This is a genomic window from Salinimonas profundi (assembly GCF_014750655.1).
In the GTDB taxonomy this organism is placed as follows: domain Bacteria; phylum Pseudomonadota; class Gammaproteobacteria; order Enterobacterales; family Alteromonadaceae; genus Alteromonas; species Alteromonas profundi_A.
Map to the genome: position 1 here is coordinate 23,074 of NZ_JABBXD010000013.1, position 12,437 is coordinate 35,510.

Here is a 12,437-nt window from a genome sequence, read left to right on the forward strand (position 1 = left end):
TAATTTATTAAATTGCAGATCCGTTTACTGTGTATTTTTTGCTCACATTATTATAAATAAGAAATCCTGCACATTTGTCAGTATAAGATATATATGAAAGAGGGGGACTTGAAGAGGAAGGTGTTATTGATGTGTGTTCACGCCACAGCCGCAATGACCATTTGTCTTATTTCTATTGTAAGAGATATGCTTATTGCATATGGATGAAAAGACCTCAATACTTTTGAGAATTTAGTATGAAGACTACAGTCAGCATGAGGATCGCATACTGAAAAATGCTACCTAAACAATTCGCTCACAATTTAATCAAACAGAAGATAATGGCAATATTAGTTTACGGTAATTAGGAGAACTACAAGCGTGCTCAATAATGAGGAGCTTAAAAATTTTTTAAATTAATTATTAGTCAAAAAAAATTTTTGCAATTAATACTTACAAGTATTTTCACCTAAGCTTTAATTTAAAAAATCTTATATCTTTTACACTGCAAATATGGGCAAATATTACGCATATTAATTGGTACCTCCTCCCTACTCACACCTCTTGCACTAGGTAAAGCACGTCTTTTATTTTTGGATGAAAACATCAACTCATCATCCATTGAGCCAGTCAATAGCATCCTGTTCACTTTCAAAGTATTTCACTTCACCTGAAATAAACCATCTGCCAATTTTGGATAGCGTTTCCTGCCAGGATTTGTTGCCATAAATAGCTATCTTTTCAAATTCGCTGCCATGACGCAGCCCTAGCGTAAAATCGTCCCATGCAGCCCTTAGTTCCCATCCGTCAAGTTCGGTACCATCGATAAGCGCCTTCACCTTGGGCGACTGAACTTCTTTCAATGCAGAGTCTATCATCGGCGTGATGATTTCATAATCCTGATGGGTCAGTGTTCCCCGCGCTTTTAATGACAGAAAAACTTCGTCCCCTACCCGATCGATTCCAATAGCAATACCGTGCTTTTTAACATTCATTGTCTTTCTCCTATCGGCGATTTGCATTCATAGGCTGTAGCAAACGCGAAAACCACAACATGCTTGAGCAGTCCCAATGACTATCCACGCTATTAGTGCAACGACCAACTTGTTTAAGTATAGACAACAGACCTCTGACTGCCCGCAGAACAGGCTCCATATGCTACACGTCACGCCTTTGTCTGAATTGAAGATGAATTGATGGAAGAACAGATATGTTTAAAAAAGCGCCAGCGATTAAAATTAATGCTAACGGTCTATTTATGTAAGAATTCGGGACCAGTTCCTTCCTCACTTAAGAATTTTGCGCTAGTCTTAGCGTGCATAAAATAAAGGTAGCGAATTTTCTCGCGCTGCCGATAACAACGACACTGTAATGCGCCCTCGCACACAGTGCATATAACAATGTGTCTTCAAGTGGTAAAAGGATAACTGTCATGCAAACTTCGATGCCAATGGCCCTGTATCGAAACTTTCTGGGTCACGCACCCGACTGGTATAAAAAAGCCATTATCGCCTGCCTCATTGCCAACCCCTTCATCTTTATGTTTGACAGCTATCTGGCTGGCTGGGTACTGGTTATCGAATTTATATTCACACTGGCCATGGCACTTAAATGCTACCCTCTTCAGCCCGGTGGCCTGCTGCTTATCGAAGCCATGTTTATTGGCATGACATCCCCTGAGCATATGCTGCATGAAATAGAGGTGAATCTGGAAGTTATTTTGCTATTGGTATTTATGGTAGCGGGTATCTTCTTTATGAAGGATCTGCTGCTGTATTTGTTTACCAAGCTGGTCATCAAAGTACGTAATAAGCTGATACTTTCCCTGGCATTTATTACTGCCTCCGCGTTTCTTTCCGCCTTTCTTGACGCGCTCACTGTTGTGGCCGTGATTATCAGTGTGGGCCTGGGCTTTTACACCATTTATCATAAAGTGGCATCGGGAAAAGAATTCCATCATGACCACGACCATACCTCTGATGATGGTGTGCACGAATTAGGCAGAAATGATCTTGAAGACTTCCGCGCGTTTTTGCGTAACCTGATGATGCACTCAGCAGTAGGTACTGCACTGGGCGGCGTGATGACAATGGTGGGTGAGCCGCAAAACCTGATCATTGCTGATAAAGCAGGCTGGAGCTTTCTGGAATTCTTTATTCGTATGTCGCCGGTTACACTGCCAGTCTTCGTGTGTGGTCTGTTAACCACCGTCATGCTGGAAAAAACCAAATTATTCAGTTATGGCGCAAAGCTTCCCATTGCCGTGCGCGATATTCTGGTTGATTACGATAAACATGCGGACCAGGAGCGTACCAAGCGAGATACGGCGCGCCTTGCTGTACAAGCACTTATAGGTGTTTGGTTAATTGTCGGTCTTGCCGGCCATTTTGCCTCAGTGGGTCTGATAGGCTTGTCCGTTATCATTCTGGCTACTTCCATGAGCGGTATCATTGAAGAGCATGCGCTGGGTAAAGCGTTCGAAGAGGCGCTGCCTTTTACCGCCCTGCTTTGCGTGTTTTTTGGCGTGGTTGCAGTGATCATCGACCAGGGGTTATTCCAGCCTGTCATTCAATGGGTACTTAGCTTTGAAGGTAAAACACAGCTGGTTATGTTTTACCTGGCCAATGGCGTGTTATCGATGGTGTCAGACAATGTATTTGTCGGCTCCGTATATATTACCGAGGTCACTGCCGCCCTCAAAGAAGGGCAAATTACCCGTGATCAGTTTGATCTGCTGGCCGTTGCTATTAATACCGGTACCAACCTGCCTAGCGTCGCAACGCCGAATGGACAGGCAGCATTCCTGTTCCTGCTAACCTCAGCTATCGCGCCACTGTTAAGGCTTTCTTATGGCAAGATGGTAATCATGGCTCTGCCCTATACCATCGTTCTGACAATTGTTGGCTTGCTGGCCACGTATTACGGCCTGCTCGATGCCACACAATTTCTTTATGATGCCCACCTGATTGAGCATCATACGGGTGCCGTGCCGGGTGATTCAGGCCATTAATCTTTTAGTGACGGTACACAACAATGATTCGATTATTTAGTCAGCTGGCCGACAAAAAGTCGGCCTGGTTTTTCCTGTTTTTATCTGCGCTGGCGTTGCAGATTGTTGCCCTATACTTCCAGTACGGCATGAATCTTCAGCCCTGTATTATGTGTATTTATCAGCGTACAGCGATGTACGGTATTTTACTGGCCGGATTGATAGTCCTTATTAAAAATAACCTGTTCACGCGGCTTATTGGCTTTGCCGGGTGGGCCGTATCCGCTGGTTGGGGCTTTTTAATTGCCCGCGAACATGTTGAAATCCTCAACGCCAAAAACCCGTTTTTCGCTACATGCGAAATCGTACCCAATTTCCCCGCCTTTATGCCGCTGCACGAGTGGCTGCCGGCAATCTTCGCGGCCAAAGGAGACTGCACCGAAAACAGTTGGCAATTCATGTCGATGGGGATGGCCGATTGGATGTCAGTAATCTTCGCAGCCTATTTTGTCGTATTCGTTATAGTCTTTGTATGTCGGATAGTGGATAAAAAACGCATTTGAGCGATCTGATTACTTTACCCTCTCGCTTACCAGTAGCGCCCAGTGATTACGGTGACATTACCGTTGCCCGGCTGGGCCTTAAACATCTCGATAGCCTCTGTGAAGCGTGCAGAGCATCCGCCAGCCATGTGCGTCCATGGCTGGGCAATTCGTTGTGCCCTATCACGCCTACCGCGACCCGTCAGTGTATTGATGAGATGGAAAAAAAGCGCGCTTCAGGGTATGGCATTACCTACCTGCTGATGAGCGATGCTATTTGCTTAGGCATGGGCATCATTAATTACATCCATCCTTTGCATGCCACGGCAAACCTGGGGTACTGGATCAGACCAGAAGCCTGCGGCCACGGACTGGCTGTAAACCTTTGCCAGAGCCTGGCTAAGCTGGCGTTCTCACAAATTAGTTTGCAGCGGCTAGAATTGTTTGTTGAGCCTGGCAATAAAGCCAGTATGCGAGTGGCCGATAAGTTGGGAGCACAACGAGAAGGATTGTGCAGAAAGCGAGTATTCGGTCGTGACGCTTATCTATACGCGTTACTTGCCGATTAAAAGTGACAAGCCCGGCGTCATGCCGGACTAATCCAGATCTTCAACCGGCCAGATAGCGATATAGTCTTCAAACGCTTCCAATTCGACATCATTTTCAAATACCGTTTTTCCCCTGACTGACATGCCCTTTTGATGCATCACAGACTTTTTGCCGTTGTTGAGCAACGGGTGCCATGATGGCAGCCCCCGTCCCTCGTAAAGGCGGCGGTAACTACAGCTTGGCGGCATGAAGAAAATATCTTTCAGATTCTCTTTTGTCAGCTTCACACAATCCGGGACTAGCTCTGTACGACGTTCGTACTGACTACAGCTGCATGTTTTTGTGTTGAGCAATGTGCACACGATGTTGGTATAGTGAATTTCTTCTTCAGGATGGGCCTCATCAGTACTAATTTGTGCTTCGGCGTCATCATCCTCAATAAACTTGTGCAAACAGCACTTTGCACAACCATCACACAGCGACTCCCACTCCTTATCGCTCATTTCATCCAGTGTTTTGGTTTCCCAGAAATTCTCACTCATACCGTTACAACATTTGTCTGAATTGAAAAATGGCCATCCAGGACGGCCTCAATACTATCACCGTGCGTCAGCGCTCCTACGCCACTTGGCGTACCGGTAAGAACGATATCGCCACATTCCAGCGTAAATGCCTCAGAGATTTCCGCCAGTAGTGCGCAGATGAGGCGCATCATATCTTTCGAATGCCCCTGCTGTCGAATGTCATTATTCACCCGCAATGAAAACCGGATATCCTGAAAATCAGCAACCTGTGATGCAGGCACAAAGCCTGAAACCGGGCAGCTTGCATCAAAAGCTTTCGCCCGCTCCCACGGCTGGCCTTGTTCTTTTAATGTTTGTTGAACATCGCGAAGCGTAAGGTCAAGCCCGAGCCCCACGCCCCATATCGCGGCTTCGGCGGTGTCTTCATCAGCGTTACATAAACGATCCTTTATCAGTACCGCAATTTCTATCTCGTTATGACACGCCCCCTTATCCGCAGGGATCTTCACAGGATGATGCATGTGCGTTAACGCTGTCACCGGCTTCATAAAAAGCAGAGCCTGTTCGCTCACCTGCGCATGCATTTCTTTAATGTGATCAAGATAATTACGACCTACGCAAACGACTTTTCCTACAGGAAGGTCAATAGGTAGCTCAAGATTGTCCAGATGGCGGTACATATCAGTGTCCTTTTTTTATCCGATCTGAAAGGTAACCAACCGAAACGCCGAAGTACTGTGACCGGTTCCATTTCATGAGTGTATGAAAGTTAGTATAGACAAGATAAATACGCCCTTCGAGACCGTCAGGCTTAATCAGGGATGCCTTAACAGGGGCATCAGGCAATGCAGAGCCATCGTACTTACGCACCCCCTTCGCCTGCCACCATGATAACGGCCTGAACGTATCCAGCCCGGCATCCTGCCCGCGATAACCCTGATGCAAGGTGACCTGCCTTCCCCACGTCACGTTATCACTCCACCCTTCCTGCTTAAGATAATTTGCAATGGAGGCAAACACATCTGCTTTTGACTGCCAGATATCTTTCTTTCCATCCTTGTCATAATCTACCGCATAGGTAAGAAATGAGGTTGGCATAAACTGACTCTGTCCCATCGCTCCCGCCCAGGAGCCGGAAAACTCACTACGTGTGATATGGCCTTCGGATAATATTTTAAGTGCTGCAAAAAATTGTTTTTTAAACAACGTTTCCCGGCGTCCCTCAAAGGCAAGTGAACTTAGCGCAGACAACACATCATGATTACCCTGAATTTTGCCGAAATTAGACTCGTTGCCCCATAGCGCAATGATAAAGCGCGGTTGAACACCGTATTCCCGGCTTATTTTGCTCAGCAACGTCTGGTTTTCATTAAGAAGCGTTACAGCCTGGGCCACTTTCCAATCAGGTACACGGGTTGCCAGATAGGTATCCAGCGTGATTTTTTTCTCAGGTTGATTTTTATCGGCTTTGACTACAGTCGGGCGAAACGTGATGTCGTTAAACATGTCGTCAAGCCACGCTCGCTCGTAGCCCTTCGATACGGCTTCCTTTTTCAGCGCTTTTATATAGTATGAAAACGCGGCCTCGTCAGCGTCCGCATTTTTCCCATACGCTGAGATGCTTGAAAATAAGATATAAAGAAGAAAGAAAAACGGTGCTTTTTTTATCAAAACTTTTTTGCCTCCTCACGCGGAGACAGGCCTTTGGCAATACGAAACTCCGCCAGCCAGTCTTCCTGCTTCGGCGGCATCTGAAGATAATAGCCCTTTTCATTAAGCGCTTCTACCAATGCATCTTTGGCGATCGTTCCAATTTGCTCATGTTTATCCAACGCCAGCATCATGGCCAATTCTGGCTTACCAAACTGTTCCATCAGTATTTCAGGCACCGCCTCAAAATTATCGCGGTTCTGAACGTACAGATACATTCCTTCTTTTTTCTTTGTTTTATACACAGCACACAACATAGATTACACCTCTTTTTCAGGGCCTATTACAGTCTCAATTGCGTTTTTAAATAAGGGAGCGCGCCAGCCAGTCAACAGATCAGGCGTTAACCCCTGAACCTGCATTTCATCCAAATCAAACCAGTACCATTTCAGCACCTGGTTAAGTTGTTTTTTGGAGGCAACAACTTCAACCGGCACCTGATATTGCTCGGCAATATCATTGGCAGCCGTTTTTAGTTCAGCCAGTGTTTTTTTGTAAGCGGGAAAATCGACTAACCGCTGGGCACGAGGCAAGTGCTTGTCCTGCGGCAGGTCATTATATTCATCTCTGGCGCGTTGCACGATATCAAGCAGCGTATCGCCGTAGCGGCGCATTGTCGGTGCAATCATGCCACAAACACTGCTGAGCTCATGCCGGCTGTCAGGCAACCTTTGTGCAATTTCAAACATCAGCGACTCTTTAAGCACAAAGTTGAGTGCCAGATCTTTCTTTCTGGCCATGCCGATACGCCATGCGGAAAGATGCTGCAGCACGGTGAGCTGCTCAATATTCAGTCGCCAGTTATTTTTAACCGGCAGATACGCAAATTCCGCCGGCAGGTTTGCCGCCTTTTTTGCTGCCAGTGTCGTCATCTCGTCGAACACCCAGTTCAACAGCCCTTTTTCAGTGATTTGCTTATTTAGGTTTTCGTAAACCGGTAGTAAATACAGCACATCATTCGCGGCATAATGTAACTGCTTCTCACTTAACGGACGCGCCAGCCAATCCGTTCTGGACTCCCCTTTATCCAGCTGAACATTACTGAGCATTTCGACCAATCTTGCATAGCCAAGCGTCGGACCAATATTCAATACCGAAGCAGCAAACTGCGTATCAAAGACAGGTGAAGGAATGCAGTCAAACGCCGTAAGAAATGCCTCAAGATCTTCTGAACATGAATGTAGTACCTTCACCACATTGCTATTAAGCATGAGGGTAATGAACGGTTGCATATCCTCAATTTGCAGCGGATCAATAAGCACCAACTGATCGCCATCATACAGCTGCAACAGGCCCAGCTGCGGAGTAAGCGTACGGGTTCGGACAAACTCGGTGTCCAGAGCAACAGCAGCATGGGTTTGCGCCTTGCGGCATACATTTTTTAACTGTTCGCTGGTTGTAATTAACTGATATTCCATAATCCAAAAAAACAGCCGGCAAATGCCGGCTGTCCCTTAATTGTCTGTGCGCCAGATCATCCCGGCGTGAGATATGCTCTTAGTCACGCAACTCACGACGCAGAATTTTGCCGACATTGGTTTTCGGTAATTCTTCTTTGAAGACCACGCGCTTAGGTACTTTATAGCCGGTAAGGTGGTCACGGCAATGACTGATCACTTCTTCTTCAGTCAGAGAATCATCATTTCTGACAACGAAAAGTTTTACCACCTCGCCACTGACTTCATGCTCCTCGCCAATTGCTGCGGCTTCCACGATTTTATCATGCATCGCCGCTACTTCCTCGATCTCGTTAGGAAACACATTGAAGCCTGATACCAGAATCATATCTTTTTTGCGGTCAACAATATAGAAGTAACCGTCTTCATCAACCTCTGCGATATCACCGGTGGCAAGCCAGCCATCCTTGAGGATCTCATCCGTTGCTTCTTCCCGGTTGAGATAACCACGCATCACTTGTGGGCCTTTCACCCACATTTCACCCGGCTCGCCGGCATTCACTTCATTGCCGTCTTCATCCAGCAGCTTGATGTCGGTGGAAGGCACGGGCAATCCAATGCTGCCCTTGTATTCACTAATCTGCGGCGGCGTGACCGCCACCACCGGTGAGCATTCTGTTAACCCATAACCTTCAAGCAGCACCGTATTGGTAACTTTTTGCCACTTTTCAGCGACCGGACGCTGCACCGCCATACCGCCGCCCAGACCGAATTTGAAATTCGAGAAGTCCAGCTCACTGAATCCTGGGGTATTGAGTAGTCCGTTAAATAATGTATTGACACCGGGTAATATCGCAAAAGGATGTTTACTGAGCTCTTTCACAAAGCCGTTCATATCTCTTGGATTGGTAATCAGCAAATTGGGACAGCCGTACTTTAAAAACAGCAAGCCATTGGCCAGTAATGCAAAAATGTGATAAAGCGGAAGCGCTGTGACCACCAAATCTTTGCCTTTCTCAATCACCGTTTCCAGTATGCCCGACACTTGCTCAAGGTTGGCAATCATATTACGGTGCGTCAGCATTGCGCCTTTTGAAACACCGGTTGTACCACCGGTATATTGTAAAAACGCGAGATCTTCACCGGAGATATCAGGCCGAGTGAATGTGTTTTTCTCACCCGTCTTAAGGGCATCTTTAAACGGTGTGGCTTCAGGTAAACTGAAAGAGGGCACCATCTTTTTGACGTGCTTTACGGCAAAATTCACTATCCATCGCTTCGGTGCCGGTAACATGTCGCCCAGCGATGTCAGAAGGATGTGCTCTACCGGCGTATCCTTCACCACTTTTTCAAGCGTGCAGGCAAAGTTCTCAACAATAACGATGGCTTTGGCATTTGAATCGGTTAGCTGGTGTTTAAGCTCACGAGCGGTATACAAGGGGTTAACGTTAACCACCACCATACCTGCACGCAAAATACCAAACATCGCGACAGGATATTGCAGCAAATTGGGCATCATAATCGCGACGGCATCGCCACGCGATAAGCCACTGTTTTGCAGATAAGCTGCAAAATTTTTGGTTTGCTCATCAAGTTCGTTAAAACTCATCGAGTGGCCCATATTGATATAGGCCGTTTTATCACCGAATTGCTTTACAGATTGTTCGAAAATGTCGACGACAGATGAATAGCGGTCCGGATCGATGTCTGCAGAGACCCGTGGGTCATAATGCTCAAGCCAGGTTTTCTCCACAAAACCTCCTACTTATTATTCTTTTACCTTCCGAGCAGGCTGAGTCGTTCAAACTGCACTCAACTGGTCAGATTACTTGCGCATATACTATCGGAACCGAACGTAAAGATAAATGACCACGTTTACAATTGTTCAACAAAGTCACGGATTGCAGTGCCTACTTCCTCTGGCTTTTCCATGTGAATATGATGACCGCCTACAAATTGTTCACATCTGGCATGACTGAACCAGCTTTTGCGGGATGCGAAGGCCTCTGATACCTTTTTGAAACTGTCAGAGGCGGCGAGGAAGAGTATCGGGCAACGAATGTTTTGCATCAATGCTTTAGCCTGCCCCTCGGTAAGGCGAATAGAAGAGCGGGTACGAAGCTTAGGGTCACTGGCCCAGAAATAATGCCCGCCGGCATCCTGAGTCAGGTTACGCAATAAAATGGTGCGCGCGTTTTCTTCACTGATATCGGTAATTTCACACCGGGCTTTTACCGCTTGTTCCAGCTCTACCACCCGCAGTCGGTTGCGTGTTTTGCGCCAGCGACTTTCTACTGAGTCTCTGATTTGCTTTGCCGTTGTCTCTTCCGGTTCTGTCAGCGGGCCGCAGGCATCAATACTGACTACTCCTTTTACCTTTTCAGGGAAAACTGATGCATAAATGGTTGCAACAATACCGCCCAGTGAATGCCCTACCAGCGTGAATTCATCGATGCCCTGCTCCTGAACCAGCGCATGCAAATCCTGAACGTAATCCAGCAAATTATAGTGGGTACCATGAGGACGATGTGTTGAGTTACCGTGACCGGCAAAATCAAGCGCAATATAGTGATAATTGTGAAAAAAAGGCGCCAGACCTTGCATGCTCGCGGCATTATCAAGAAAGCCATGAAGCCCTATGATAACCTCTCCGCTTCCCTGGTTGTCCAACGCTGTCATCGTTATTGGGCCGGCCTGAAACTCGGTTTGAAGCATAACCTGTCCTGTTATTTAATCGGGATTTACAGGCAAAACGTTGCCGGTAGGCGGCAATAATGCACCGCCCAGTCGGCGTAGTATTGCCTAGTGTTTTTCGGTTGGCGCCCCGCCTTTTACTGGTCTTCTTGTGGGCAGCGCATCATTTTTGACCCGCTGAAGCTGACTGCCGCCGCGACTCACGCGGGGTTGCTGTTCAGAGGGCTGAGAAAGTGAGGGCCGAAAGCCTCTGGATTCAATTACACGCACCCGCGAGCTTGGCATGCCCCATCCGGGACCATAGCCCCAACCGGCACCATAACCCCAGCCGGCAAAGGGCGAGTAACGGTAGTAAAACGGCGAATACCAGCCTGTACCATAATGGAAATACAGTGGTGAAATATCGTAGGTCGTAACCTCTCGCCACAAGTGATAATTTTTGGCTTTAATAAGCGGATAAGTATAAGGTTGCTCTCCCACCATACCGGCTACCGGTTCGGCGACCTCGCCAACAAACGTCACTGACCGCCCCTTCTCGAACATGATGGGATCGACGAATCCGTCAATCTGCACCTTAAAGCGACCCACCGTGTTATCAGACGTATTGGGACGTCCATAATGGTTCAACGGAAAGTGTACGATTTCGACAAATGTCTGCTGCGGCTTGTTTTCAACCTCAACGATAACCCCGCCCCAGCGCGCAGGTCGCCCTACTGATGCAGCACTATTTGTTGCTGCCTGTTTATAACCAACCAAAGCATTTTCGTTGGCAACATCAATATCATCAGGAACAATCGCGCACCCTGCTGATATACCGATAAGAAAAAGAACTGTGAATGCTCGAAGAAACATAACCCACCCCAAACTAAAGCATAATATCCCTTACGATATTATCTTACTGGTGGATGAATGAAAGCTGAATAAAAAGAAGCTGCCTGTTCAGGCGTAAAGATCTACGCCCATCATATCGCGTATTGCGTCGCGTTTTTGCTCTCGCTCAAAGCTCATGTATGCGGTAACAGCGTGCTGCGCCTTCCCCTGAGGCTGGTCATAAATGGCCTCAGAGTGAAAACGATGGGCTTTGTTAAGGGTATCCTCGGTAGGCGCCATCCGAACAAACGCAGGCACTGAAGCTGGTTCAACCGTGTATGGTTTTTTTCCTGTTTGCGCGTCAACCGGATCAGGTCTGACGGTACGAGACCGATCCTGTGGTTGAACTATCGAAAGCGAAGAATGAATTTCCATAAAGTACGAGGTACGTCAGCCAGCCTTTAATCTGCAACAGCACGCCATCATTTCGATACTATGCGCGCCACAATCCAATATTAAACACTAAAATTTTGCAAAAAATGTGCCTTATTATTCACGGCCCGGCAGTTTTTTCCAGGTCACTTTGTCGCGAAGATAAACCGGCATTACCGACATTGCATCCTGTGTATTACCAGCGGCGAATTCAGGGGCAGCCAGCTGCAGCATAAAACGAGCATGGGGATAAAGGATGTCTGTTTTTACAGCCTGATGGTCGTTACCCTGCAGTGCTTCATAAGCCTGCCAGCCGGTACCGACTGCATGAAAGGCGCTTTCAGGCAGCATTGAAGCGGCGATATCAGGTGCACATACCTGCTCACCGCCCACACCAACAGCCAGACCGTCTTTTGCAGCAAACTGAGCAAAATAAACTTCGCTCATGCGCGCATCAATGGCACTGACCATTGTATGTGCATTTTCGGTGTTGATGGCTTGCTGCGCCATCGCCGCCAGTGTGCTGATTCCCACCACGGGCAACTGTGCGCCAAACGCCAGTCCCTGTACCATGCCGGTGGCAATTCTCACACCGGTAAAGCTACCGGGACCACGTCCGAACACAAGACCATCCAGTTGTTGCAGGGTTAAACCTGCTTCACTCATCACCTCATCAACTAAAGGCAGCAGCTTCTGGCTATGTTGTTGGGGGCAGACTTCAAAACGGTCGATGATGTCGTTATTGTATTGTACCGCAACCGACAAAGCTTCTGTGGCGGCATCTATGGCGAGTAATTTCATTACAGTCACT

General features: G+C 47.3%; 14 protein-coding genes. 3 read left to right on the forward strand and 11 right to left on the reverse strand.

Annotated features, from left to right (window positions below):
- Positions 1–593: 593 nt before the first annotated feature.
- Positions 594–974, reverse strand: coding sequence for a SpoIIAA family protein (locus HHX48_RS16675; protein ID WP_191026467.1), 381 nt, complete (start codon positions 972–974; stop codon positions 594–596).
- 437 nt (positions 975–1,411) lie between these two features.
- Between HHX48_RS16675 and nhaB the strand changes: the two genes are divergently transcribed.
- The 3 genes from nhaB to HHX48_RS16690 are packed head-to-tail and all read left to right on the forward strand — an operon-like array spanning position 1,412 to position 4,079.
- Positions 1,412–2,989 carry a sodium/proton antiporter NhaB gene (gene nhaB / locus HHX48_RS16680; RefSeq protein WP_191026468.1) on the forward strand — a complete coding sequence of 526 codons (1,578 nt, stop codon included), beginning with the start codon at positions 1,412–1,414 and terminating at the stop codon, positions 2,987–2,989.
- A 23-nt stretch (positions 2,990–3,012) separates the two neighbouring features.
- Complete coding sequence (gene dsbB / locus HHX48_RS16685; RefSeq protein WP_191026469.1) at positions 3,013–3,531, forward strand: disulfide bond formation protein DsbB; 519 nt, start codon at positions 3,013–3,015, stop codon at positions 3,529–3,531.
- Positions 3,528–4,079, forward strand: a complete 552-nt coding sequence (locus HHX48_RS16690) for a GNAT family N-acetyltransferase (protein WP_191026470.1) — start codon at positions 3,528–3,530, stop codon at positions 4,077–4,079. Before dsbB ends, HHX48_RS16690 begins: the two co-directional genes overlap by 4 nt.
- A gap of 27 nt (positions 4,080–4,106) precedes the next feature.
- Here the strand turns inward: HHX48_RS16690 and HHX48_RS16695 are convergent, their stop codons facing one another.
- The 10 genes from HHX48_RS16695 to tsaB all read right to left on the reverse strand — a co-directional run bounded on the left by HHX48_RS16695 (position 4,107) and on the right by tsaB (position 12,427).
- Positions 4,107–4,601 (reverse strand): YcgN family cysteine cluster protein, encoded by a 495-nt coding sequence (locus HHX48_RS16695; RefSeq protein ID WP_191026471.1) that lies wholly within the window; start codon positions 4,599–4,601, stop codon positions 4,107–4,109.
- A complete protein-coding gene (locus tag HHX48_RS16700) occupies positions 4,598–5,263 on the reverse strand; it encodes a fumarylacetoacetate hydrolase family protein (RefSeq protein WP_191026472.1) in 666 nt (221 codons plus the stop codon). The genes HHX48_RS16695 and HHX48_RS16700 overlap by 4 nt, the downstream gene beginning before the upstream one ends.
- A gap of 1 nt (position 5,264) precedes the next feature.
- On the reverse strand, positions 5,265–6,254 hold the full coding sequence (locus HHX48_RS16705; protein WP_191026473.1) for a lytic murein transglycosylase: 990 nt from the start codon (positions 6,252–6,254) through the stop codon (positions 5,265–5,267).
- Positions 6,251–6,550, reverse strand: a complete 300-nt coding sequence (locus tag HHX48_RS16710) for a YcgL domain-containing protein (RefSeq protein WP_191026474.1) — start codon at positions 6,548–6,550, stop codon at positions 6,251–6,253. Before HHX48_RS16710 ends, HHX48_RS16705 begins: the two co-directional genes overlap by 4 nt.
- Positions 6,551–6,553: 3 nt before the next feature.
- On the reverse strand, positions 6,554–7,711 hold the full coding sequence (gene rnd, locus HHX48_RS16715) for a ribonuclease D (protein ID WP_191026475.1): 1,158 nt from the start codon (positions 7,709–7,711) through the stop codon (positions 6,554–6,556).
- A gap of 79 nt (positions 7,712–7,790) precedes the next feature.
- Positions 7,791–9,443 (reverse strand): long-chain-fatty-acid--CoA ligase FadD, encoded by a 1,653-nt coding sequence (gene fadD / locus HHX48_RS16720; RefSeq protein WP_191026476.1) that lies wholly within the window; start codon positions 9,441–9,443, stop codon positions 7,791–7,793.
- Between the two features lie 122 nt (positions 9,444–9,565).
- Positions 9,566–10,405 carry an alpha/beta fold hydrolase gene (locus HHX48_RS16725; protein WP_191026477.1) on the reverse strand — a complete coding sequence of 280 codons (840 nt, stop codon included), beginning with the start codon at positions 10,403–10,405 and terminating at the stop codon, positions 9,566–9,568.
- An 87-nt stretch (positions 10,406–10,492) separates the two neighbouring features.
- Positions 10,493–11,236 (reverse strand): Slp family lipoprotein, encoded by a 744-nt coding sequence (locus HHX48_RS16730; protein WP_191026478.1) that lies wholly within the window; start codon positions 11,234–11,236, stop codon positions 10,493–10,495.
- An 87-nt stretch (positions 11,237–11,323) separates the two neighbouring features.
- The gene (locus HHX48_RS16735) at positions 11,324–11,629 is read right to left on the reverse strand and encodes a hypothetical protein (RefSeq protein WP_191026479.1); all 306 of its coding nucleotides are present in this window, start codon (positions 11,627–11,629) and stop codon (positions 11,324–11,326) included.
- Between the two features lie 114 nt (positions 11,630–11,743).
- Entirely contained in the window at positions 11,744–12,427 is a 684-nt protein-coding gene (tsaB, locus tag HHX48_RS16740) for a tRNA (adenosine(37)-N6)-threonylcarbamoyltransferase complex dimerization subunit type 1 TsaB (protein ID WP_191026480.1), read from the reverse strand.
- Positions 12,428–12,437 lie beyond the last annotated feature (10 nt).

Coding starts and splice junctions, on each gene's coding strand:
- HHX48_RS16695 (WP_191026471.1), bottom strand. CDS start 4,601: ATGAGTGAGAATTTCTGGGAAACCAAAACACTGGATGAAATGAGCGAT.
- HHX48_RS16735 (WP_191026479.1), bottom strand. CDS start 11,629: ATGGAAATTCATTCTTCGCTTTCGATAGTTCAACCACAGGATCGGTCT.
- HHX48_RS16730 (WP_191026478.1), bottom strand. CDS start 11,236: ATGTTTCTTCGAGCATTCACAGTTCTTTTTCTTATCGGTATATCAGCA.
- nhaB (WP_191026468.1), top strand. CDS start 1,412: ATGCAAACTTCGATGCCAATGGCCCTGTATCGAAACTTTCTGGGTCAC.
- HHX48_RS16725 (WP_191026477.1), bottom strand. CDS start 10,405: ATGCTTCAAACCGAGTTTCAGGCCGGCCCAATAACGATGACAGCGTTG.
- HHX48_RS16710 (WP_191026474.1), bottom strand. CDS start 6,550: ATGTTGTGTGCTGTGTATAAAACAAAGAAAAAAGAAGGAATGTATCTG.
- rnd (WP_191026475.1), bottom strand. CDS start 7,711: ATGGAATATCAGTTAATTACAACCAGCGAACAGTTAAAAAATGTATGC.
- dsbB (WP_191026469.1), top strand. CDS start 3,013: ATGATTCGATTATTTAGTCAGCTGGCCGACAAAAAGTCGGCCTGGTTT.
- HHX48_RS16675 (WP_191026467.1), bottom strand. CDS start 974: ATGAATGTTAAAAAGCACGGTATTGCTATTGGAATCGATCGGGTAGGG.
- tsaB (WP_191026480.1), bottom strand. CDS start 12,427: ATGAAATTACTCGCCATAGATGCCGCCACAGAAGCTTTGTCGGTTGCG.
- HHX48_RS16700 (WP_191026472.1), bottom strand. CDS start 5,263: ATGTACCGCCATCTGGACAATCTTGAGCTACCTATTGACCTTCCTGTA.